Origin of the sequence: Endozoicomonas sp. NE40 (assembly GCF_040549045.1) — a bacterium.
GTDB lineage: Bacteria > Pseudomonadota > Gammaproteobacteria > Pseudomonadales > Endozoicomonadaceae > Endozoicomonas_A > Endozoicomonas_A lisbonensis.
In genome coordinates, this window is sequence record NZ_JBEWTB010000002.1 from 3,083,164 (window position 1) to 3,103,594 (window position 20,431).

The 20,431-nt window shown below is 49.7% G+C and carries 25 protein-coding genes; 11 read left to right on the plus strand and 14 right to left on the minus strand.

Annotated elements, in window-relative coordinates; translation table 11 throughout:
- Window positions 1-147: 147 nt before the first annotated feature.
- From tnpA to V5J35_RS14810, 3 genes are read left to right on the plus strand one after another with little or no spacing between them, the layout of a single operon-like run.
- Complete coding sequence (gene tnpA / locus V5J35_RS14800; RefSeq protein WP_354007878.1) at window positions 148-447, plus strand: IS66 family insertion sequence element accessory protein TnpA; 300 nt, start codon at window positions 148-150, stop codon at window positions 445-447.
- On the plus strand, window positions 444-794 hold the full coding sequence (gene tnpB, locus V5J35_RS14805) for an IS66 family insertion sequence element accessory protein TnpB (RefSeq protein ID WP_354007879.1): 351 nt from the start codon (window positions 444-446) through the stop codon (window positions 792-794). Before tnpA ends, tnpB begins: the two co-directional genes overlap by 4 nt.
- Before the next feature lie 41 nt (window positions 795-835).
- A complete protein-coding gene (locus V5J35_RS14810; protein ID WP_354007880.1) occupies window positions 836-1,435 on the plus strand; it encodes an IS66 family transposase zinc-finger binding domain-containing protein in 600 nt (199 codons plus the stop codon).
- Here the strand turns inward: V5J35_RS14810 and V5J35_RS14815 are convergent.
- Window positions 1,363-2,406: a UPF0236 family transposase-like protein gene (locus V5J35_RS14815; protein WP_354007956.1), complete on the minus strand. Its 1,044-nt coding sequence runs from the start codon at window positions 2,404-2,406 to the stop codon at window positions 1,363-1,365. The two genes, V5J35_RS14810 and V5J35_RS14815, sit on opposite strands and share 73 nt — an antisense overlap.
- Window positions 2,403-2,669: a hypothetical protein gene (locus V5J35_RS14820; protein ID WP_354007673.1), complete on the minus strand. Its 267-nt coding sequence runs from the start codon at window positions 2,667-2,669 to the stop codon at window positions 2,403-2,405. The genes V5J35_RS14815 and V5J35_RS14820 overlap by 4 nt, the downstream gene beginning before the upstream one ends.
- Window positions 2,670-2,757: 88 nt before the next feature.
- On the opposite strand from V5J35_RS14820, the gene tnpC reads away from it, so the two are divergent.
- Complete coding sequence (gene tnpC / locus V5J35_RS14825; RefSeq protein ID WP_354011304.1) at window positions 2,758-3,771, plus strand: IS66 family transposase; 1,014 nt, start codon at window positions 2,758-2,760, stop codon at window positions 3,769-3,771.
- Window position 3,772: 1 nt separating this feature from the next.
- Here the strand turns inward: tnpC and V5J35_RS14830 are convergent, their stop codons facing one another.
- Complete coding sequence (locus V5J35_RS14830; protein WP_354007883.1) at window positions 3,773-4,054, minus strand: hypothetical protein; 282 nt, start codon at window positions 4,052-4,054, stop codon at window positions 3,773-3,775.
- A 195-nt stretch (window positions 4,055-4,249) separates the two neighbouring features.
- Entirely contained in the window at window positions 4,250-5,143 is an 894-nt protein-coding gene (locus V5J35_RS14835) for a hypothetical protein (protein WP_354007884.1), read from the minus strand.
- A 222-nt stretch (window positions 5,144-5,365) separates the two neighbouring features.
- Between V5J35_RS14835 and V5J35_RS14840 the strand changes: the two genes are divergently transcribed.
- Window positions 5,366-6,691, plus strand: coding sequence for a DUF1800 domain-containing protein (locus V5J35_RS14840; RefSeq protein ID WP_354007885.1), 1,326 nt, complete (start codon window positions 5,366-5,368; stop codon window positions 6,689-6,691).
- A 5-nt stretch (window positions 6,692-6,696) separates the two neighbouring features.
- The gene (locus tag V5J35_RS14845) at window positions 6,697-7,845 is read left to right on the plus strand and encodes a DUF1501 domain-containing protein (RefSeq protein WP_354007886.1); all 1,149 of its coding nucleotides are present in this window, start codon (window positions 6,697-6,699) and stop codon (window positions 7,843-7,845) included.
- Window positions 7,846-7,859: 14 nt separating this feature from the next.
- On the opposite strand, the gene V5J35_RS14850 is transcribed toward V5J35_RS14845, so the two are convergent.
- Entirely contained in the window at window positions 7,860-8,537 is a 678-nt protein-coding gene (locus V5J35_RS14850) for a hypothetical protein (protein ID WP_354007887.1), read from the minus strand.
- Window positions 8,538-8,765: 228 nt separating this feature from the next.
- On the minus strand, window positions 8,766-9,521 hold the full coding sequence (locus V5J35_RS14855; RefSeq protein WP_354007888.1) for a hypothetical protein: 756 nt from the start codon (window positions 9,519-9,521) through the stop codon (window positions 8,766-8,768).
- Between the two features lie 189 nt (window positions 9,522-9,710).
- Here V5J35_RS14855 and V5J35_RS14860 point away from each other — a divergent pair, with 189 nt between their 5' ends.
- Together V5J35_RS14860 and V5J35_RS14865 are read left to right on the plus strand one after the other, a co-directional pair.
- A complete protein-coding gene (locus V5J35_RS14860) occupies window positions 9,711-10,445 on the plus strand; it encodes a response regulator (protein WP_472924775.1) in 735 nt (244 codons plus the stop codon).
- A 43-nt stretch (window positions 10,446-10,488) separates the two neighbouring features.
- Entirely contained in the window at window positions 10,489-11,937 is a 1,449-nt protein-coding gene (locus V5J35_RS14865; protein ID WP_354007889.1) for an ATP-binding protein, read from the plus strand.
- On the opposite strand, the gene dbpA is transcribed toward V5J35_RS14865, so the two are convergent.
- The 3 genes from dbpA to V5J35_RS14880 all read right to left on the minus strand — a co-directional run bounded on the left by dbpA (window position 11,934) and on the right by V5J35_RS14880 (window position 14,152).
- On the minus strand, window positions 11,934-13,313 hold the full coding sequence (gene dbpA, locus V5J35_RS14870; protein ID WP_354007890.1) for an ATP-dependent RNA helicase DbpA: 1,380 nt from the start codon (window positions 13,311-13,313) through the stop codon (window positions 11,934-11,936). The two genes, V5J35_RS14865 and dbpA, sit on opposite strands and share 4 nt — an antisense overlap.
- A gap of 303 nt (window positions 13,314-13,616) precedes the next feature.
- A complete protein-coding gene (locus V5J35_RS14875; protein ID WP_354007891.1) occupies window positions 13,617-13,889 on the minus strand; it encodes a type II toxin-antitoxin system RelE/ParE family toxin in 273 nt (90 codons plus the stop codon).
- Window positions 13,890-13,891: 2 nt separating this feature from the next.
- The gene (locus V5J35_RS14880; RefSeq protein ID WP_354007892.1) at window positions 13,892-14,152 is read right to left on the minus strand and encodes a type II toxin-antitoxin system RelB/DinJ family antitoxin; all 261 of its coding nucleotides are present in this window, start codon (window positions 14,150-14,152) and stop codon (window positions 13,892-13,894) included.
- A gap of 283 nt (window positions 14,153-14,435) precedes the next feature.
- On the opposite strand from V5J35_RS14880, the gene V5J35_RS14885 reads away from it, so the two are divergent.
- The 3 genes from V5J35_RS14885 to V5J35_RS14895 all read left to right on the plus strand — a co-directional run bounded on the left by V5J35_RS14885 (window position 14,436) and on the right by V5J35_RS14895 (window position 17,609).
- On the plus strand, window positions 14,436-14,621 hold the full coding sequence (locus V5J35_RS14885) for a hypothetical protein (protein WP_354007893.1): 186 nt from the start codon (window positions 14,436-14,438) through the stop codon (window positions 14,619-14,621).
- A 120-nt stretch (window positions 14,622-14,741) separates the two neighbouring features.
- Window positions 14,742-15,905 (plus strand): flagellin, encoded by a 1,164-nt coding sequence (locus V5J35_RS14890; RefSeq protein ID WP_354007894.1) that lies wholly within the window; start codon window positions 14,742-14,744, stop codon window positions 15,903-15,905.
- A 228-nt stretch (window positions 15,906-16,133) separates the two neighbouring features.
- Window positions 16,134-17,609 carry an SLC13 family permease gene (locus V5J35_RS14895; protein WP_354007895.1) on the plus strand — a complete coding sequence of 492 codons (1,476 nt, stop codon included), beginning with the start codon at window positions 16,134-16,136 and terminating at the stop codon, window positions 17,607-17,609.
- Here the strand turns inward: V5J35_RS14895 and V5J35_RS14900 are convergent.
- From V5J35_RS14900 to V5J35_RS14920, 5 genes are all read right to left on the minus strand, one after another.
- Window positions 17,606-17,953 carry a DUF2956 domain-containing protein gene (locus tag V5J35_RS14900; protein ID WP_354007896.1) on the minus strand — a complete coding sequence of 116 codons (348 nt, stop codon included), beginning with the start codon at window positions 17,951-17,953 and terminating at the stop codon, window positions 17,606-17,608. The two genes, V5J35_RS14895 and V5J35_RS14900, sit on opposite strands and share 4 nt — an antisense overlap.
- A 13-nt stretch (window positions 17,954-17,966) precedes the next feature.
- A complete protein-coding gene (locus tag V5J35_RS14905) occupies window positions 17,967-18,470 on the minus strand; it encodes a GNAT family N-acetyltransferase (protein WP_354007897.1) in 504 nt (167 codons plus the stop codon).
- 88 nt (window positions 18,471-18,558) lie between these two features.
- The gene (locus tag V5J35_RS14910) at window positions 18,559-19,005 is read right to left on the minus strand and encodes a hypothetical protein (RefSeq protein ID WP_354007898.1); all 447 of its coding nucleotides are present in this window, start codon (window positions 19,003-19,005) and stop codon (window positions 18,559-18,561) included.
- Window positions 19,006-19,124: 119 nt separating this feature from the next.
- The gene (locus tag V5J35_RS14915) at window positions 19,125-19,541 is read right to left on the minus strand and encodes a cupin domain-containing protein (protein ID WP_354007899.1); all 417 of its coding nucleotides are present in this window, start codon (window positions 19,539-19,541) and stop codon (window positions 19,125-19,127) included.
- 4 nt (window positions 19,542-19,545) lie between these two features.
- On the minus strand, window positions 19,546-20,385 hold the full coding sequence (locus tag V5J35_RS14920; RefSeq protein WP_354007900.1) for a putative RNA methyltransferase: 840 nt from the start codon (window positions 20,383-20,385) through the stop codon (window positions 19,546-19,548).
- Between the last annotated feature and the right edge of the window lie 46 nt (window positions 20,386-20,431).

The following is a 20,431-nucleotide window of genomic DNA, read 5'->3' on the forward strand; positions in this document are numbered from 1 at the left end:
ACAATTCCCAATGTGTCTTCACAGGCACCGTCTTCAAACTCAGAGCCTATAACCAGTTTGCCACCATCAAGGTAAGCGGTAAATTAACCCCACATTCCAAAGAAAGCCACGCCCCTTAATACTTCAGGTTTTAAAACGGAGAAACTCATGAAACCTGAAGAGCGCAAACAAAACCAGGCACTCTGGCAAGAGCGGATGAACGACTGGCAGCAGTCCGGACTCTCGGCCTCAGGCTGGTGTAAAAAGCACGACATCAAGCAGCACCTGTTTTTTTACTGGAAGCACAAACTGCTCACCAGACCGGATAATAAATTGATCCCTCTGGGCGTTGTTCAGCCAGAACCTTCTGCGCCTTCCCTGGTGATCCTCTATATGGATTCCATACGAATCGAAGCGGCTCCTGAACAGGCAGCAGCCCTGATCAAAGCATTGCAGGCTGCCTCGTGATCCGCCCGGAAGATGAGGTGGCTGTCTATCTCTACGCTGAGTACGTTGATATGCGCAAATCCATCGACGGGCTGGCGGCTTTAGTCGAACAACAAGCCGGACAATCACCATTTAATCAGACGGTCTACGTCTTCTGTAATCGCAAGCGGGACAAGATCAAGCTGTTGTGTTGGGAGCGTAATGGCTTTGTGCTCTGGTATAAGCGACTGGAGAAATTCCGCTTTAAATGGCCGGGGAATGAAGCACCCGAAGCGATCGATGGAGGCCTGCTCAACCAGCTTCTGGATGGTTATGACATTCGCCCCAAAGCACCTCACCCAACACTGGAATATACGACTTTACTCTAACAAGGTGGCAATGACTGCGCCATCGTCTATTCTGAATCGGCATGGAAGCCTGCCCTGTCCCTTTACCCGATAATAACCCCGAGCTGATTGCCTGGGTTCAGTCCATCCTTGCGAAAAATGCATTGCTGGAAGAACGCCTTCGCCTTCTTCTGCATAAACAGTTTGGTGCCTCCAGCGAAAAGACATCACCGGATCAGCAGGAACTGTTCAACGAAGCCGAGCAAGATCAACCGGAACAGCCTGAGCCAGACCCCGAAGAAAACGTCACGGTTGCAGAACATACTCGCCAGAAGAAAGGTCGAAAACCGCTACCCAAAGATCTGCCAAGAGTCCGGGAAGAGCACGACATCCGTGACGATGAAAAAAACTGCAGCGGCTGCGGTAGTCAACTTCATCGTATAGGCGAAGAAGTGACCGAGCAACTGGATATCATTCCGGCCAAAATCCGGGTTATCCAGAATGTGCGGTTCAAGTACGGCTGCAGATGCTGTGAAGAAGGCATTAAAACAGCCAAACTGCCCGCCCAACCGATACCGGGCAGCATAGCTAGGGTGCAATTAAAAGTGTTCTATCCAGTGGCTTTCCAGTACTTATTCCAGTCACCATTAGCCCTTAAAGTTCTAAGGTTCAACATATCGTGAGCATGCTCTGGTTTCCACCATGCTCCGGGAAGTTTCAACCGGGTTTGAACAACAGAACGATTGGAGCTCTCTATTTCACCTGAACCGATAGGCAAATTGGCAGCTTCTGCCGCCTGATAATCAAATTGTCCGGGACGATTCCTGATATAGCGATGACACTCTTCCGATTTGTTGGCTTCCTTTCCAACCTTACCGTTACGATAAGGCTCAAGCTCTGCCAGAACTCTCTCTGACTCACCTGCTTTCATTCTTGTTTTTTGTTCATCAGTCCATTTTTTACGGGCTTTTTCATCTTTTCCAATGCACTCTTTAGCAGCATCTGCGATGTACTCACAAAGGTGATAGTAATCCACCAGAAAACTTCCCTGAGATGCGAATACGCGGTCTGCCTGGCTGGCAATCCACTTAGCCCCATCACTTACACAATGAATAGATGACTGCCGATTCAAACCTTGCTCAATAGCGCAACTCAACCACTGATCGCCTGCTTCACCGGGCTCTCCCATAACTACACGATGTCGCTTATCGCAACTTCCTTGTTCATAAACCAAGCAAAGCTTGGCCTCTTGCCAGTCAACTTTTCTGGCCTTGCGCTTGTCGCCTTCAGCTTCTTCATCAAAAAGAACCACTGGAATCATGCTGCCGTCCATTTCACCAATCAGCTGCTTGCCTTCTCCTACACATTCCTGACAATTTTTCAGGGAAGCTTTAGATTGCTCACTCATGCAGCGGGCGTGACCCAGGGTAATGGCTCGTACTGATGACTCAGGTACGATAACGCCATAATGCTCTTCCATTTTCTGTGAAGCTGTTGCAAAAGAACTGTCTGATGCAAAATCCACCAATCGCCGTTGTAACGGTAAAGAGTAGTCACGACAGTGGATATGGGCATTCTCGGAAAAAGGGCGTATACGATGCCCTGCAACGGTCAAGCATCGCTCACAGAGACGAACTTTGCCGTAAGTGGTCATCCAGTGGAGGTCTTTTTTTTAGTATTTGATTCAGAGTGAAGATCGTGGGCCTCTTCAAACTTTTGCTTCTCTTTATGGGCTCCCCAGTCCGTCAGAAGCTCATTCCCCAGTTCTTTAAGGTTTTCAATGACAGCTTCCTCTGCTTCATCAGCCCGGTCAAGATGACCGGACTTGGCTTCTACCAGACTGATCAATTCAGATACTCTTTTTTCAAGCTCTGGATGGGCAGCAAGTTTTTCCGCAAGGGTTTTGGAAGTAGACATGGAACGCATCGGGTGAAAAATGAACTCTTAGCATTATGGCCAAGTTCTGGGAAATTGCTGACCGGGGAACACTTTTAATTGCACCCGCATAGCTACTCCGGGGCTGTTAGCCTTCATTGCCACCAGTAAATACGTTGACGGGTTGCCTTTATACCGTCAGGAGAAATTTATCCTGGCTCGTCTGGGTGTTGATATTGCCCGTGCCACCACCTCACTGTGGATGGTGCGCTGTGGTGATCTGGTGCAACCGTTAATCAACCTGATGCGGGATAAGCTGCTGGAAGCGCCACTGATTCACTGTGACGAAACGGTCACCCAGGTGCTCAACGAGGAAGGCAAGGCTGCCCGAAGTCAGTCGTACATGTGGGTTCAGGTGGCTGAACCGGTGAAAAATCAAAAGATCATTCTGTTCGATTACGCGCCCAGCCGCAGCGGTTCAGTACCCATGAAGCTGCTGGATGGCTTCCGGGGCTATCTGCAAACCGATGGTTACGAAGGCTATGCTGCCATAGGTCGCAAAAGCGGGGTAATCAGTCAAGGCTGTTGGGCTCACGCTCGTCGAAAGTTCGATGAAGCCATCAAGGGGCAGAAAGATAAAAACAAAGCTGGCAAAAGCCATATGGGGCTGTCTTATATCCGCAAGCTCTATCAAATAGAACATGGGATAAAAGAGAGCCCTCCGGATGAACGAAAAAGGGTACGGCAGGAGCAAAGTCTGCCGGTTCTACAGAAGCTACGACAATGGCTGGATAAATCATTGCCCCAGGTGCCGCCAAAAACCTTGTTGGGCAAGGCCCTTTATTACCTGAATAACCAGTGGGAAAAGCTCATCCGTTATTGCGACGAGGGTTACCTGCGTATGGACAATAATCTGGCCGAAAATGCAATTCGTCCGTTCGTGGTGGGTCGCAAGGCGTGGCTGTTCAGCAACAGTACTGACGGAGCTAAAGCCAGCGCCAATCTTTATAGCCTGGTAGAAACAGCGAAAGCCTGCGGGCTGGAACCCTGCCATTATCTGAAGACCGTCTTCAACTACTTGCCAAGGGCAGAGTCAATTGCCGATATCGAGCAGTTGCTGCCCTGGAATCAGAAGCCAGTTTGAATCAAGGTGTGGTGGAATTACCGCTTACAATAATGGTGACCCTCAAGGCGGAGCTGTTACCAATTTCGCTGGCTAACAGATCAAACGGGAAATGGTTCTCTCCATGCTGTTCTATATCATCACGCAAAATTCGGGAAGTGATATCGGCAACCTGCCTGAGTTTGGTCTCGTAGCTTTCCAGAAGGATGGCTTTAAAGTGGAAGGTCAGGAATGACAGGCTTGCGGTGAGGACAACGGTCATAAATACAGCAGGGATTGCCATAAGGCCAGATTTGCGGGTCATAAGAAACATCCTTGTTACAGCAAATCATTAAACTGAACAGGCACATCAACCATGCAGGTGGTTTACAGCCAGCGGAAATCAGCAAGTTCCTTTCAGTATTGCAAAAAATTATCGGTGTAAACTGACATTCTTTTGTCGTTTGCCGTCCGTGGCTTATTCAAAATGGTATGACAGAGCTTGTTTATGGCGCTCTCTCTATTTCCTTCTCAATCCCACATTGCGACACTTGTCATTATCCTTGTTAAGCCTGACACCGCAGCAGCATTTTCCTTTTGTATCCATAGAGACAGTTTCGCAATTCTCATCGTGTGCAAATTTACAACACTCTTCCTGAGTTCTTTTCTTTTTACAGTTTGTGCTTTCGTAGCATGATTTTGCACCAAATGCACTTAAGCATTCCTCCGCCCAGCCCCGGCGATAAAAATCGTAACCTTCACAGGAAAATTCAGTAACAGGATTGTATTCCGGGCAACCATCGCTGGCTTTTGGCTGCTCTTTTTGCTTTTTAGGGTAGAATGGTGAATTATCGTTGGTCTGACACTGACCGGCTTGCCAGTAGCCAATTTTGATTCCTCGACCCCCTCCTGTCAGTGTTTCATCTGAAAGACAGACCTCTCTGTAAGAAGAAGGTTGGGTAAGCGCTGTGCCTGGATTGTTATCGCCCTGAGTAATGACGGGAGTATGCCCTTGAGTTGAGGTTGTACATTCGGGAAAACGATTATGGAAATTATCAATGTTTTCATGAAATTTTCCGAGTTTTCCATGCTTTTTTATGATGTCTTTTAAAGTCTCATAATTAGTGACCAGCCATCGGACGTCGTACACGTACCCTTCAGCTCTGCCGGGACTGACGTAATGGCATTCAGGAGCGCCATCATCATCAATGACTTTTCCAATATAGTAATCTGCTGAGCTATAGGGTACTGAGCAGTAACTGTTTAAGTGTCTGGTAACGTTTCCGTATTGCGCTGAAGTATCTTTTGTCGTATCAAACCAGCAGCTTTCAGGCGCAGTTTCACGGGCAACGGATGCTAGGGCAGTAAAACAGAGCAATGAAAGCATCAGTATTTTGCTGAGAAAGGACTTCATTCAGGTCACCTGTCTTTTTATATTCAGGCCTGTTTTCAGGCAGGAGCAAATCAACATTCTTGTCAGGACAGATGTATATAGATGACAAAAAGGATTTCAGCCATAAAAGGTTGAAATCTTAATTTGCGTGGTGAAATGTAAGAAAATGTGATTTGAGACTATAAAAACGTTTCTTAGTGCTGTTATTGTGAGGAAATAAGAAACCTGCCATAGCACTGAACCATGAATGAAAAACACGCCGTTATTGCTGCTAACCGCTTTGGCCTGGGTGCTAAACCAGGTGACCTGAAGACTGCACAGGAGAACCCCGGGCAATGGCTTCTGGAGCAGCTGACGATTCCCCGTTTTTCTTCTGACCATCCGGATTCGGGTGAAGTGCTTGAAGCCTTCTATGCCTATCGGAAAGATGTGAAACGGTTCAAACAGCAGAAAATGATGGAAAAGCCTGACAATATTGCAGGCCGGTTATTCGTACACATGGCGGCAGATACGGTTTCCGGGGCGGTAAATGATGACCATACCCTGAACTGGCGTCTGCTGGATTTCTTTTCCAACCATTTCAGCGTGTCCGGGCAGGGAGGCATGATGAAGCCTCTGGCACCCACACTGGAACGTGAGGCTATTGCCCCTAATCTGCTGGGTCCTTTTGAAAATATGCTGCTGGCGGTTGAGCAGCATCCTGCCATGCTGGTGTATCTGGATAATGACAAGTCGGCAGGGCCTTCAACCGGGGTTGCAAGGAATAGCCGTGGCTTAAATGAAAACCTCGCCAGAGAAATCCTTGAGCTGCATACGCTGGGTGTGAATGGTGGTTACAACCTGGAAGATATTCAGGAGCTGGCAAAAGCTATCAGCGGCTGGAGCATCACCCGCCCTAAAGAGGAGCAACACGGCTTTGTTTTTCGTCCGGCTGCCCATGAATCTGGCTCAAGGGTTGTGCTTGGCAAGGTCTACCGAAACACAGGTAGCAATCAGGGCGAAGCAATTTTAAAAGATCTGGCAGTTCATCCGGCCACGGCGCGCTACCTGTCGTTTAAACTGGCAAGGCATTTTGTCAGTGATTCTCCGCCGGAAGCTCTGGTAAAGGCTATGACGGACACCTGGCGGCAGACCCGAGGCCATCTTAAGGCGGTGATTACCACCATGATCGAACACCCCGATGCCTGGCAATCTGACCCCGTTAAACTGAAATCCCCCAGAGAGTTCTATATCTCGGCATTAAGGTTGACGGGTCTGCCGGTTCCCAATGCCCGGTTGATGGTCAACACGCTGGTTAATCTTGGTCAGGCTCCTTTTGGAGCCGGCTCGCCTGCAGGCTATGGCGATGTCGCATCGACATGGGATGGGCCGGACGCCCTGTTGAAGCGGGTTGACTGGGTCAATACGATCACCCGGCAGGTGCAAATGAACCAGCCACCGGTTCAGCTGGCCCGGGCGCATTCGGGCGCTTTGTTATCTGCCCATACGGCAAAGATGGTGAGCCGGGCAGAGAGCCGGCAGCAGGGGCTGGCCCTGTATTTGATGAGTCCTGAGTTTTTGAGGAGATAACCGGAATGAAGCGCAGAGAACTGGTCAAAATGCTGGGCATGGGGCTGTCGGTGGCCCCGGTTTCTATGAGTACCCGACTTGCCTTTGGCGGGGACAAAAAAGAGTCATCATCACGCAAGGTCGTCTGGGTGATGTTGCGTGGAGGTGTGGATTCACTGCAAACCGTCGTACCGGCGTTTGATAAGGATTTGATGAGGCATCGTCGCCCATTGGCTGAAGCGGTTCTTGACGACTTAAACCCGCTGGATAACGGTTTTGGCCTGCATCCCGACCTGACAAACCTTTATGACTGGTATCAGAAGAAAGAAATGGCACCGGTTGTGGCGGTAGCTTCACCGTATCGCTCACGGTCGCACTTTGAGGGGCAGGACCTTCTTGAAAGCGGTTTGACGGTCACTAATCACGACAGTGGCTGGCTGGGCAGGGCTCTTGAGGTCAGCTCGAAGCAGGGGCTGGCAGTTGCTCATTCGTTGCCCATTAGTATGCGTGGTCAGGGCAATGCTTCTACCTGGTTCCCGTCCCGCTTCCGGGCAGCTGAAGACGATTTATACAGCCAGTTGTTCAAACTGTACGAGTCTGATGACCTGCTCAGGGGGCGACTGGAGCAGGGTTTGCAAACTCGTGCCATGGCGGAAGGAGCCATGAGTAGCAATAACAAAGCTCATTTTGAAGCACTGGCCAGGGCGGCAGGAATGTTGTTGAACGGTGACAGTTCGCCCAGTGCGCTGATGCTGGAAATGGGAGGCTGGGACACCCACGACAATGAAGTATTCCGGCTGAACCGACAGCTGAAACAGCTGGACGATGGCATGGGGGCTTTGAAGAAAGCGTTGGGAAGCCTCTGGCAAGAAACTCTAGTGGTTATTGCCACCGAATTTGGCCGGACGGTCAAAGTTAACGGCACTATGGGAACGGATCATGGTACTGGCACGGCTTTGTTCCTTGCTGGTGGTGCCTTAAAAGGTGGTCGGGTACTGGGTGACTGGCCCGGGCTTAAACCCTCTGAACTTTATGAAGGGCGGGATCTGATGCCGACCTCCGATGTTCGTAGCTGGATTGGCTCTGCCCTGCAACAGCACTGGAGTATGCCCGATCAGCAAATTACCAGCGTTTTTCCGGATCTGGCATTGGGTCAGAAGCCGTTAATCAGTTAGTTTTTTATGAAGGTTTATAAGATGAGGCAGCCCTCCCGGGTCGGGCGATATCGGGAGAAATATAACTCATAATCTCTGGTAGGGCTTCCATTGCTGTCCGTCATTCTGGTAAATCGTATTTTGCCAGAATGCAACCTGTGCCTCCACTGGGTTGCTGTTTCGGTTCCCCTGGGAGAATGAATTTCTTTACCTTCATTTTTCCATCTGGCTGATCTGGATGTCATCATCTGATCGTACAAATGCATTTTGCAGTATATATTGAACCATGGGTCGCACACCCAGAAGTTGAGACCTTCGTATCGTTCGAATTCATTTAGCGCCAAACTTCTTAAACTGGGTGTGTCTGCCAACACTAAAAGCTTGTGAAGATCATGAATGGCCAGCCATATATTTGGGATGCGCACCTCGCAACCACGTCTAATTGCAATTTCGGCATACTCCGTACAATTACCCGCTCTTTTCTTCGGGTCAGCAGAGTGCAAAAGGTTCAGTTTTTCATGCGTACAAGACAGACCTCTCAAATCGTTTATCACCCCGAAAGCTTTTTCACTATTATCAATGCGCAGTTGTTTCCTGGATGGGGAGGCAGTTCCATAAGACATGGAAAAGGTTTTGTTGGCTGATTTCAGTGAATCTTTAAAAAATAACCGGGCATAGGTTAATAGTTCTCGTGCATTGTCCTTCTCATTCATGATTCACCCCTGTTTGTATGCCTTAACGGTGACAGGCATGTCCATTGAAGAGTTTATCATCCATGCCTTTTGTCTGGTCGGTGACTTTTATCAATATCAAAAGGCGTATATAGCTGAATAAAAAAAATCCCGCATCAAAGGATGAGGGAAAATTGCAACGAACATTTCAACGGAAGTTTCAACATGCAGGGCGTTGGTGTGAACCAGCCCTGCCGGTCAGGAGAGACGTTACTGAGAACTGGCTTTTGCCTTGCGTGCTTCAATACGCTTTTGCAGGCGCTCAAACTTTTCAACAGGCATGCCGTTCTTTGCCAGCTGTTGTTCTTCCACCAGAGAGTCATCCTGAGTCACGATGGTAACGCTGTAACCGTTTTCTGTGCTGGTTACTTTGCCTAATTTAAGGTTTTCATTACCACGCATAATCAGTTTGGCTTTGGTAAGCGTTTCGATCTGGTCAGCAGTGAATTCTCTCTCCATCACTTTGTGACCAGCCTGGCCACGCTTGCCTTTGTGGCCACGAATGCCCTTGCTCGAGTGTCCTGCTTTGGCTTTGCGTTCGCTCCGGTTGGCGTGTCGCTCGGAGCGTTCACCGTTCTGGTATTTTTCCATCCGTTTTTCCATGGCCTGGTAACGCTCCAGAGGCATAGCATTTTTAGCCAGTTGCAGTTCTTCTACCAGAGAGTTGTCCTGAGTGACGATGGTGACGCTGTAACCGGTGTCAGTAGGTTTCACTTCATCAACCCGTACATTCGGGTTGCCCTGCATAATCAGTTTCGCTTCGGACAGAGTGCGTACCTGATCGGCAGTGAATTCTTTGTCCATATGTCCGGAGAGTCGGCTCATCATCATGCCTGCATGATGCCTGCCGCCTTTCATGCGGTGCTCGCGAACTTCGGAGTCTGACGCTTCACCGTACCATGCAAAAGCTGATGTGGTGGTGATCAGGCCTGCGGCGATAAAAGCGATGGATGTTTTTCTGTTCATGTACCCGTCCTCGTTTGTCTGGTTTACGCTTCTCATTAAAGCGTGGGGATGTCTCAGAAATATCCCTGCAGCGCGGTCAATTGTCGCAATTTGTATCAGCAGGCTGTGCTTTTTGTCAGGCTGATAATATTTGATACAACTTTCCTTAATCTGAGCCCGTATAATCGGGACAGGAGAAAGGTCAGTACAGTGGTTGTTAAACCTATGGCAGAACAACAGCATATTCTTGTGGTAGATGATCATGACGAAATTCGTGATCTGTTAGGGCGTTATTTAGGGCAGCATGGTTATCAGGTCAGCCTTGCTGACGGTGGTCAGCAGATGCGCAACGTGTTGTCGCAGACAACGGTGGATCTGGTCATTCTGGATATCATGATGCCGGAAGAAGATGGCCTGAGCCTGTGCCGTTATCTGAAAGATAAGGGTGGCCCACCGGTTATCATGCTGACAGCCCTGGGCGAAGAAACTGACACAATCGTTGGTCTGGAAATGGGGGCAGATGATTATATTTCCAAACCCTTCAGCCCCAGAGAACTGCTGGCCAGGGTAAAAGCAGTGATAAGACGAATGAGCGAGGTTCGTCCGCAGAAGCAGTCAGTCAATGAGCCTGAAAAAATGCGCTTTGAAGGCTGGACGCTGGACCTTAATCAGCATCAGCTGGAACGGCAGGATGGCCTGCTGGTGCCGCTCAGTACGTCTGAATTCCGCTTGTTGGCCGTCTTTTTAAATCACCCCAAAAAAGTATTAAGTCGTGATCAGTTACTGGATATGACCAAGGGGCGTGAAGCTCTGCCTTTTGACCGCAGCATTGATAACCAGATCAGCAGGCTGCGCAAAAAAATAGAAGAAGATCCCAGAAACCCCAGATTAATCAAAACCGTCTGGGGCGGGGGGTATTCGTTTACGGCCAGTGTGATTTCTTAAGAAAGACACCCGTAACGGTAAACCCGAGTTCAGGAAAAAGAATTTGATTAAACGCTTTAGCAAATTACGCTCATCACGTTTCTGGCCTGAAAGTCTGGCAAGCCAGATGATTCTTGTAGTGCTTTTGGGCATGGCACTGGCGCTGGCGATCAGTTTATGGATGGCAGGTGATGCTCATAAAGCAGCAGTGAATCGTATAAACCAGTGGATGCTGACCCGTCAGTCCGCCATCCTTGCGGAAGTGCTGGAAGCCAGTCCAGCCAGCCTGCACCAGCCAATTTTAAACACAACTCGCCGTGAAAATGCGTTTTTCCGTTTGTCCGACCAGAGTCTGGTACCGGCTGGTGATTATTCCCCTGAAGAAAAAATGCTGATTGATCGTATTGCCGGGGCTTTTGATGACCCGAAGCCGGGGCGACAGATAAGGGTAAACCTTGCCAGTGAACGATCTGAAGAAATGACACCTCCCCGCCGCTCAAGGCATTGGGAGGAGCGCAGAAGGGACAGGGATCATGACCGCTATAAAAGACGTCCTAACCTGTTGTTTCTTAATGTATCTATCCAGCTGGATGACGGGCAGTGGCTGAATATGCAGTCGTCAACACCAAAGGTTATGCCTCTGCTGGCGAAAAGAACGGCGTTTTTGATGGTGATATCGACATTATGTGTTCTGGCCGGAATTATCTTTATGGTGCGCCGCATTACCCGACCCATGCGAAAACTGTCGTCTGCTTCCCACCGGCTGGGTCTGGGTGAAAAAATCGACCCGCTTCAGGAGGAGGGACCTGAAGATATTCGCGAGTTGATCAGGGCTTTTAACCTGATGAATGAACGGCTGCAGCGGTTTGTGGCAGATCGTACCCGTATGCTGGCAGCCTTGTCCCATGACCTGAGAACGCCTATTACTTCCATGCGGCTGAGAGTTGAGTTGATGGAACCGGGACCGGACACGGATCAGCTGCTGGCCACCCTGGATGAAATGCACCAGATGTCGGAAGCCACTCTGGCATTTATGCGACAGGCTTCAGACAATGAACCCACCCGGGCAGTCGATGTGAATGCCCTGCTGGATAGCCTGTGTGAAGACTTACAGGATATTGGCCTGAATGTTCACTATCATGTTCACTACCAGGACGGACAGGAAGTGATTGCCCATTGTCGTCTGGTGAGTTTGAAGCGTGCAATGCGCAACCTGATAGAGAACGCGGTGAAATATGGTTCGGTTGCCCATGTGAGTCTGTCTGCAGGGCAGGAAAGCGCTCAGATACGGATACAGGACGAAGGGGATGGTATTCCTGAAGCGATGACAGAACGGGTATTTGAGCCATTCGTGCGGATGGAAGAGTCTAGAAACCGTGAAACGGGCGGTATTGGTCTGGGCATGTCCATTGCCCGCAACATCATCCATAGCCACGGCGGTGATATTCATCTGGAGAATAACGACCGTGGCCTGCTGGTGACCATTAATCTGCCGCTGACAAAGGCCGTTTAAATCCGGCGCACTTTAAACTTTCTGCCTTTGATCTTTCCTGTCTCCAGTCGGCTCAGAGCCTTGCGGGCCGACTCTCTTTTGATGGCAACATAAGCGACAAAATCAAAGACATTGATTTTTCCCACCTGATCTCCGGCAATGCCTGCATCGCCGGTCAGGGCGCCGAGGATATCGCCGGGTCTTACCTTGTGTTTGCGTCCGCCATCAATGGCCAGTGTCACCATGGGGGCTTTTGAGGCTTCTGTCTTCGGTTTTGGCAGGTGGCCGGGGTCCGATTCAGACAGCTCTGATTGCAGTATGTCTGCAATGCGTTCCAGCTTGTAGTGTTCTTTGGATGTGTAGAGGCTGAATGCCAGACCCTCTTTGCCTGCACGGCCTGTACGCCCGATGCGATGAACATGCACTTCGGGATCACGGCTGAGGTCGTAATTAATGACACAGGCCAGATCATCAATATCCAGTCCCCGGGCAGCGACGTCGGTAGCGATCAGGATGTTGGAACTTTGGTTGGAAAAGCGTACCAGCATCTGATCACGCTCTTTCTGATCCATATCGCCGTGGAGAACCAGAGGTTTGTATCCAAGATTGTACAGCTCTACCCCCACATCCCTGCACACCTGTTTGGTATTGCAGAAAATGACGCAGGAAGCTGGCTGGTGGTGTGCCAGCAGTTTGTGCAGAACATCGGGCTTTTCATGATGGTCCGCCTGATAGAAAGACTGAGCAATATGCTGGTGGCTATGTACGGACTCAACGGTGACTTCTTCCGGTTCATTCTGGAACCGGTCACTGAGCTGGCGAATACCTTTCGGGTAGGTCGCAGAGAACAGCAGGGTCTGACGATAGCCGGGTGTGTGGTCGATGATGTTTTCAATGGCATCAATGAACCCCATATCCAGCATACGGTCGGCTTCGTCCAGTACCAGTGTGCTGACTTTTTCAAGGGAGAGTGTGCGTTTACGCAGGTGATCCTGAATACGCCCCGGTGTTCCCACCACAATATGAGCGCCATGAGCCAGAGAGCCTATCTGTGGCCCTATGGGTTGACCACCGCAGAGTGTTACAACCTTTATGTTCTGCTGATAGCGAGCCAGCCTGCGAATTTCGTTCGCCACCTGTGTCGCCAGCTCCCGGGTTGGGCAAAGTACCAGAGCCTGACAGCCAAAAAAGCGCTGACGGATTTTAGTCAGCATAGGGATACTGAACGCTGCCGTTTTACCGCTACCGGTTTTAGCCTTGGCAATCAGGTCTTTGCCGTCAAGCGCCAGGGGCAGGCTTTGCTGCTGAATGGGGGTCATCTCCCGATAGCCAATGCTTTGCAGATTGGTTAACAGGGCGGGAGGAAGCGGTAAGTTGGAAAACAGGGCCTGACTCAAGTTGGACTCTTTGTTCTGATGATAAAGCCAGCCAGTATAACAGAGCGCCGCTGCAACTGTGCTCAGTGAAAATTCGCATTAGCATGGTGGAAGCTGGGGGGATTTATGCTGGCAAGTGTCGCCAAACTTCATGGACACGAGAGGAAGCCTTATAAGTGTTCATGGAATCGACGCACTGTCATTTTCATGAACCACTGAACAAACTATTCTTGTGTTCATGAAATCGACATACAGTTATTTCCATGAACAATCTTTATGGGCGATCAAGGAGCTGCCCACCCGTGATTCCGGGGTAACACTGCGCTAATTTCGAAATAATTCAGAGTGCGTACCCAAACGCTCAAAAATAATTTCTTCGCCCTTCACTATGTAAATCAACAACCAGTCGGGTTCGATATGGCACTCTCTGTAATCTTTATAATTTCCGGTTAAAGAATGATCTCTGTGTTTTGGGGCAAGCGGCTTTTCTTCAATAAGCAGATCGGTAATATCTTTTAATTTTGAACAATCCTTACCCTGCTTTTTTGCCTTTTTAACGTCTTTCTTAAACTGTTTTGTACTGACGGGCTTTAACATCTTTAAATGCCGAGGTCATCGTACATATCCTGTGCATTTTCGTAGTGAGTTAAGCCCACACCTTTCTCTGTGTCTTCAAAGGCTTTCAGGGTTTCTTTATTTGGTATCCTGACTTCAAACGGCAAACCGTTACACATTTCTACTTGCTTGTAAAACATGGTGATTGCTTGAGTAGTGTTCAAGCCTAGTTTCCGGAATATGGCTTCTGCTTGTTCTTTCAGTTCAGGCTCTACTCTTGCTCTGACTACTGCGCTCTTACTCATCTTTAAGTACCTCTATGCGTCTTGCTGTTCCTTACAATGTAATCGTAGTCCATTTGGGACACAATACAACGTAACATAAACCGGGTAGCCGGGGTCCTCTGTGTCAGAAAGGCTGTCAGATAGACCTGATGATTCAGACCAGACATCGTCTGTATGTTTGCGAGTGCAAGCTGCTGGCTGGCAAAGTTCAGAAAACCATCATTCAGGACGTTAAGCAAAAAGTGTCGAGGTTAGCTCGTGATAGCGCTATGTCAAACGCTCTCCGACACTGATGTATAGGAGGGTGTATAAGAAGGATGCACTGCCAGAAGGGCGAAAGCCCTTCCGGCAGGCAGTACTCAATGCACTGGAGTTTGGTGTAGGAGGTAACCAGCCTCCCCTCGCAGTGATTTCAGGGTACACCGGTATTTTCCTGATCGGAATAAGGGATATACGTATTAATTATTTCAATAATGCTCTTAAGAACTGACAACACCAGTCGTTTTCTCAATTAGTACATGATTTCAATGAATGCGACCTTCATGTACCCGGACACAAAGTATTTCGAAAGCGTAATGCTAGATCCTGTTAAGATGTACTGGAGTAGGTAATGATCACCATTAACTCAAATGCTTCTGCCATGATGGCGCAGAACAACCTGTTTAAGTCCCAGGCCGCCCTGACCGGCAACATGCAGCAGCTGTCTACCGGCCTGCGCATCAACTCCGCTTCCGACGACGCTGCGGGTCTGCAGATTTCCAATCGTATGGAAACGCAGATGAACGGTCTGTCCGTTGCTCAGCGCAACGCGAACGACGGTATCTCCATGGCTCAGACTGCTGAAGGTGCCATGACCGAGAACACCACCATTCTGAACCGTATGCGTGATCTGTCTTTGCAGTCTGCTAACGACACCAACACTTTGGAAGATCGTCAGGCGATGCAGAAGGAAGTAAAGTCTCTGGTAGAAGAAGTGGATCGTATTGCTGAGACTACTAACTTCGCTGGTATTAACCTGCTGGATGGTTCTGTTAGCAAAGAGAACGGTGGCCTGTCATTCCAGATCGGTTCCAATGCTAATGAAACCATCGAGTTTAGTATTGCTGATATGTCTGCTTCTGCACTGGAAGGTGAAGTGGTAACTAACGTTGCTACCTTTGAAGCTGCTGAGGTGACTGCTCTTCTGACTCAGGTAAACCCGGATGGTACTCCAGGTAATGATGGTGATGACGTAACCATTAACTTTGATGGTGAAGCTGTAGTTATTGACGGTGTTGAGGAAGGTGATACTGAATATACTGCAGAGACTCTGGCCAGTGCGATTAACAAAGGTATCGCTGATGCCAGTATCTCTGGTGTGACTGTTCATGAATCTGAAGGTGCGTTCTCTATCGTATCTGATGAAGAAGGTGTCGTGATTACTGGCGACCTGACAGGAACAACTGCCGAAAACAAGCAAACTCTGAGCCTGAAAGATATCGATATTACTTCTACTCTGGGTGCTCAGCAGGCTGTTCAGATTCTGGACGGTGCTCTGGCTCAGGTTGATGACCAGCGCGCCAACCTCGGTGCCGTCCAAAACCGCCTGGAATCCACCATCTCTAACCTGTCCAACATCGAAGAGAACCTGGGTGTTGCCCAGTCCCGCATCCTGGACGCTGACTTCGCTTCCCAGACTGTGGAGATGACCTCTAACCAGATGCTGATGCAGGCAGGTACTTCTGTTCTGGCACAGGCTAAAGGCATGCCACAGTACGCGACCATGCTGCTGTAATTTCACTTTTAAAAGTGATTGTGAAAAGGCGAACTTTATGTTCGCCTTTTTGTTATGTGCTTCCCTGCCCTGTATTCCGATGCGCCCAGAATTGAGAAGGGCTGTTTCTCTATACCTGCTAAGGTGTAATGGGGCTGGCGTTCGGTCATTAAACATTACGGACAGCGGTAGCTCAATAGATCTGGCCATTGACCGACACATTTACAGAGTGATCATCAGGAAAACAACATGTCTCACCCCCCTTCGGAAGATGAAGCACCTACGGTTGACACAGAACTGGGAGCGACCCGCTGGCTTATTGGTTTTGTGTCGGGGGTCTTATTGCTGGGAATCACCCTGTTTGTTCCTGCTCCGGAAGGTATGAGTGACCCTGCCTGGCGCTGCGCTGGCCTGGCGATGATGATGGCGGTGTTCTGGTCCACTGAAGCTCTGCCAATACCTGTCACTGCACTGTTGCCATTGCTGCTGGCACCGTTACTGAACCTTTCCGGTCTCGACAAGGTGGCTGCTCCTTATGCTCATCCGGTCATTTTTCTGTTTATGGGCGGGTTTATACTGGGGCTGGCCATGGAGCGCTGGAACCTGCACCGACGCATTGCCCTGCATACCATGCTGGCCTGCGGTACCGGAGAGCGACGTCAGGTGACAGGGTTTATGGTGGCTACGGCGTTTATCAGCATGTGGGTTTCCAATACCGCTACTGCCATTATGATGTTGCCGATCGGCATGTCGGTCATTGCCATGATGCGGGATCACCACCAGAATCAGGGTGAATTTCCCGGCGCACTGTTACTGGCGATTGCTTATGGCGCTTCCATCGGCGGCTTTGCCACTTTGATTGGCACACCGCCTAATGCATTGCTGGCTGCCTTTTTGCAGGAACAGTATGGCATTGAGCTGGGTTTTGCCCAGTGGTTGATCATTGGTGTGCCGACCAGTGTGTTGATGCTGATAGTGACTGGCTGGTGGCTGAGTCGTGGCGGCTACAACCTGCGTACGGAAGACAACGAAACGGTAAGGCATTCCCTGAAACAGCAGCTGACTGAAATGGGGGGGCTTTCGCGAGCTGAAAAGGCAGTTGCCACTATTTTCCTTCTGACGGCAGCTGGCTGGATATTCCGACCATTAATTCTTCGGCATTTTCCCGGTATTCCTCTGACAGACACAACAATTGCCCTGTGCGGTGCCATTGCCCTGTTTGTTATACCGGTACGCTGGAAAAATTTGGCGTTTCTGATGGGATGGAAAGATATTCAGCGACTGCCCTGGGACGTTTTATTGCTCTTTGGTGGAGGCTTGAGTCTGGCAGCGATGATCCGCAAAACCGGCCTGGCTGAATGGATCGCCGGAAATATGAATATCCTGGAAGGTATGCCTTTATTAATGGCGATCGGGCTGGTGGTGACGGTGATTATTTTCCTGACTGAAATTACCAGCAATACTGCTACCACGGCTGCCTTTCTGCCCCCGCTGGGCGCCCTTGCTGTTTCGCTGGGGATGGACCCGCAGATGCTGGCCATACCGGCTGCCATTGCAGCCAGCTGTGCCTTTATGCTTCCTGTTGCGACACCACCAAACGCGATCGTGTTTGGTTCCGGTCTGTTGTCGATCCGGCAGATGGTACGCAGTGGCCTGATTCTCAATCTTGCCGGAATAGCGATCATTACTGGTTTATGTTCGCTTCTGGTCGGTAAGATTTTTTAAAGGGTGAGATAGTACAGGTAGCCTGCCATGCCTGCCCAGCTCAGGCCAAGCAATACCCAGGGTAATTTGCTTTGTCGGTAAACGACAGCGGTTGTTGTCTCGGTGATTTTTTCAACGACAGGTTCGCTTTCCTTGTGGCGTTTAATCGTCTTCAGACGTCGATCCAGTTCCCGTGCTTTAGCTTTCTGCTGTTTTTTGTACTGGTCAATGCCTTTCTGGATGCCCATGGCAATCAGGCGGGTCTGTTCCTTGGTCTGTCCGGGTTTCTGGGTAGCCCTGGCAATCTTTAACGCTTCTTCTCTGGTTTCAGCAGAAACTGCCGGTTTTTTTGTGGTTTTAGCCATAAGTCTGTTGGAGTTACCTGGTAATGGTTTTGTAGAGGCTGAATCCCCGGGCCTGATAGTTCGCCAGAGCGTCAGGGTGATCCTTTGAACAGGTGTTGACCTGCACCCGCTGAGCGCCCCATTGCCAGGCCGCCTCAATGGCAAAGCTCAGAAAGCCTCCACCATACCCACGGCCAACAAAACGGCTGGCCAGACCAAAGTAGTCAAGCTCGACGACATTGTCTTCATTTTTGCTCAGTTCAAAATAACCGGCGGGACTGTCATCGACGTAAGCGATCCAGGTTCGACGATCTGGAGCTTCTGCATAAGCCTGCCATTGCTCATCATCCCAGCTCAATTTGTCGGTCCAGTCCCAGTGGCATCCTACAAACTGGTAGAAAAAACGGTTGATTTCAAACTGTTTCTCAAGGCATTCACGAATCTTGAAGCGAGCACCGGACAGAGGTTTTTTTACATGCTCATGCTCATGCTCCATAGCCAGATACCAGATGGTGAAAGGAACTTGGGTCGATGTCATAGAAGATTTCAGGGGCTACAGCTAAAGGTGGGAGAGTATCCTTGAAATCAGGGCAGGTTCCAAGTGGCGGGACGCACCCGCCCCTTTATTATCTCTTTACCTTCAGCTTTGCCATTGGACAGCTCTGAAAACCGGCATTAACGACAAAATGTCCGCAAATCAGGTAAAACAGACTCATTACCGCCAGCATGACTGAAAAGGAGTTCACCATCACAGTCAGACTCCAGAAACCTTTAAACAGGAACAGATAAATGCCGAACAGGTAAGGCACATAGCTGCAGCGGTGCATAATCCGGGTCAGTAATTGCTTTTTTGGGTTGATTGTTTCCCCTCTGGCGAGCTGAATGTTCAACAGCAGAACCAGGGCAGAGAGAGCCGCCAGTGTGGCGATATTGAAGTCCATCAGAGCCCAGCCCCGGGTCAGAAAGGAGGTAGCAGAAATAACCGTCAGCAGACAAAGCAGTGCAACCGCTTTGGGAGCATACTTCATAAAGGTGTCATTGCTGCTGGTCGTGTTGTTTAGTGATGTGTTCATGGCGACCTCTCCTTTACAGATGACAACAAAAGCTAATGTCTATATTGACATTTATACCCTTGTGTCAGGTGTAAGGAATTGACGCTGAACAATAAAATAGTGGAAAGCCGAAATAAATGTCAGTTGTCGTAGAAGATCTGATCTAGCGCCTTTACATGCACCTGACCTTCCTCGGGATAAACGACGGTGTCATTCTGGTCGCGCTGACCGATAATCAGGTAACGACAGATGCCTTTAGAATGGTTAAGCAAGGCGTGCCCCCGGTCATCACCGGGCATAAAGCAGACATAGTCGCCAGCAATCATGTGAATGCACTCCTCGCCGTGCAGGAGGGTACATTCGCCTTCAACGATGAACAGATGCTCTTCTTCTGCGGTGTGAAAGTGCAGTGGCGTTGACTGTTTGCCCGGTTCAAGCTCCTGCATGCGGGTGGCAATGGCCAGTCCGCCTGCGCTGTCGCTCAGGCATTTGCTACGAACACCATACTGTTCACCATGAGTCCATTCGTCCCATTCGATCTCGTCAATATTGATCAAAATCTTAACTCTCTGCAGGTTGGTAGGCGATGGCGTAGAGTTTCATATCAATGCCACACTCAAGCGATGTCAGCTCAGACAGTTGTTGTTTTTGTGACGGCTTTACATGCCAGTAGTGCGGTGTCATGGCCAACAGGTCAAGAATTAACTCTGACGAATCCAGTTTCATTGTACCTGTCACAGAACCTTTTTCCAGCAGGCTGAAATGCTCTGGCAACTGGCTGACCAGCTTGTCTACCGGATAGGGGCGAACTTCCTCATAGATAACCTGGCGCAGTGCATACAGGTGTTGTTCCCCTGGTGCCAGAACCAGGACTTTGCCACCAGGCTTGAGAACCCGGCTGAACTCTTTCCAGTCACAGCGGGAAAATACACTGATAATGACATCAACCTGATTGTCCGTAACAGGAATGTCATTAACACTGGCAACCAGCCATTGAATGTCTTTGCTGCGACGGCAGCAGGCATGAATGGCAGGCTTGGATATATCAAAACCGCAGACCGATGCCTGTGGAAAAGCGTCGTGTAACAGGGCGGTGTAATAACCTTCGCCACAACCGGCGTCCAGAATTACGGGATGTTCAACGCCGTTCACTGCTGTCCGGGTGGCTTTTGACAGGGCGTCTACAACCGGCTGATAACAACCGCTGTCCAGAAAACGATGACGCGCCTGCACCATCTGCTTGTCATCTCCCGGGTGTTTACTGCGCATTTTATGGCTGGGCAGCAGGTTCAGATAACCCTGACGGGCGCGGTCGAAACGGTGATTGTTGGTACATGCAGCCCCGTTGTCTAACTGTTGTAAAAGCTGCGAGCAGACGGGGCATTTCAGGTTGGCAGGCATGTCGGTAGTCAAGTGCAGATTGTGAAAGGGCAGCCAGTGTACTGGT

What these genes read in the sequence shown, in the direction of transcription:
- tnpA (WP_354007878.1), top strand. Translation starts at nt 148, where the DNA reads ATGAAACCTGAAGAGCGCAAACAAAACCAGGCACTCTGGCAAGAGCGG.
- V5J35_RS14810 (WP_354007880.1), top strand. Translation starts at nt 836, where the DNA reads ATGGAAGCCTGCCCTGTCCCTTTACCCGATAATAACCCCGAGCTGATT.
- V5J35_RS14815 (WP_354007956.1), bottom strand. Translation starts at nt 2,406, where the DNA reads ATGACCACTTACGGCAAAGTTCGTCTCTGTGAGCGATGCTTGACCGTT.
- V5J35_RS14820 (WP_354007673.1), bottom strand. Translation starts at nt 2,669, where the DNA reads ATGTCTACTTCCAAAACCCTTGCGGAAAAACTTGCTGCCCATCCAGAG.
- V5J35_RS14830 (WP_354007883.1), bottom strand. Translation starts at nt 4,054, where the DNA reads ATGACCCGCAAATCTGGCCTTATGGCAATCCCTGCTGTATTTATGACC.
- V5J35_RS14835 (WP_354007884.1), bottom strand. Translation starts at nt 5,143, where the DNA reads ATGAAGTCCTTTCTCAGCAAAATACTGATGCTTTCATTGCTCTGTTTT.
- V5J35_RS14840 (WP_354007885.1), top strand. Translation starts at nt 5,366, where the DNA reads ATGAATGAAAAACACGCCGTTATTGCTGCTAACCGCTTTGGCCTGGGT.
- V5J35_RS14845 (WP_354007886.1), top strand. Translation starts at nt 6,697, where the DNA reads ATGAAGCGCAGAGAACTGGTCAAAATGCTGGGCATGGGGCTGTCGGTG.
- V5J35_RS14850 (WP_354007887.1), bottom strand. Translation starts at nt 8,537, where the DNA reads ATGAATGAGAAGGACAATGCACGAGAACTATTAACCTATGCCCGGTTA.
- V5J35_RS14855 (WP_354007888.1), bottom strand. Translation starts at nt 9,521, where the DNA reads ATGAACAGAAAAACATCCATCGCTTTTATCGCCGCAGGCCTGATCACC.
- V5J35_RS14875 (WP_354007891.1), bottom strand. Translation starts at nt 13,889, where the DNA reads ATGTTAAAGCCCGTCAGTACAAAACAGTTTAAGAAAGACGTTAAAAAG.
- V5J35_RS14880 (WP_354007892.1), bottom strand. Translation starts at nt 14,152, where the DNA reads ATGAGTAAGAGCGCAGTAGTCAGAGCAAGAGTAGAGCCTGAACTGAAA.
- V5J35_RS14890 (WP_354007894.1), top strand. Translation starts at nt 14,742, where the DNA reads ATGATCACCATTAACTCAAATGCTTCTGCCATGATGGCGCAGAACAAC.
- V5J35_RS14895 (WP_354007895.1), top strand. Translation starts at nt 16,134, where the DNA reads ATGTCTCACCCCCCTTCGGAAGATGAAGCACCTACGGTTGACACAGAA.
- V5J35_RS14900 (WP_354007896.1), bottom strand. Translation starts at nt 17,953, where the DNA reads ATGGCTAAAACCACAAAAAAACCGGCAGTTTCTGCTGAAACCAGAGAA.
- V5J35_RS14905 (WP_354007897.1), bottom strand. Translation starts at nt 18,470, where the DNA reads ATGACATCGACCCAAGTTCCTTTCACCATCTGGTATCTGGCTATGGAG.
- V5J35_RS14910 (WP_354007898.1), bottom strand. Translation starts at nt 19,005, where the DNA reads ATGAACACATCACTAAACAACACGACCAGCAGCAATGACACCTTTATG.
- V5J35_RS14920 (WP_354007900.1), bottom strand. Translation starts at nt 20,385, where the DNA reads ATGCCTGCCAACCTGAAATGCCCCGTCTGCTCGCAGCTTTTACAACAG.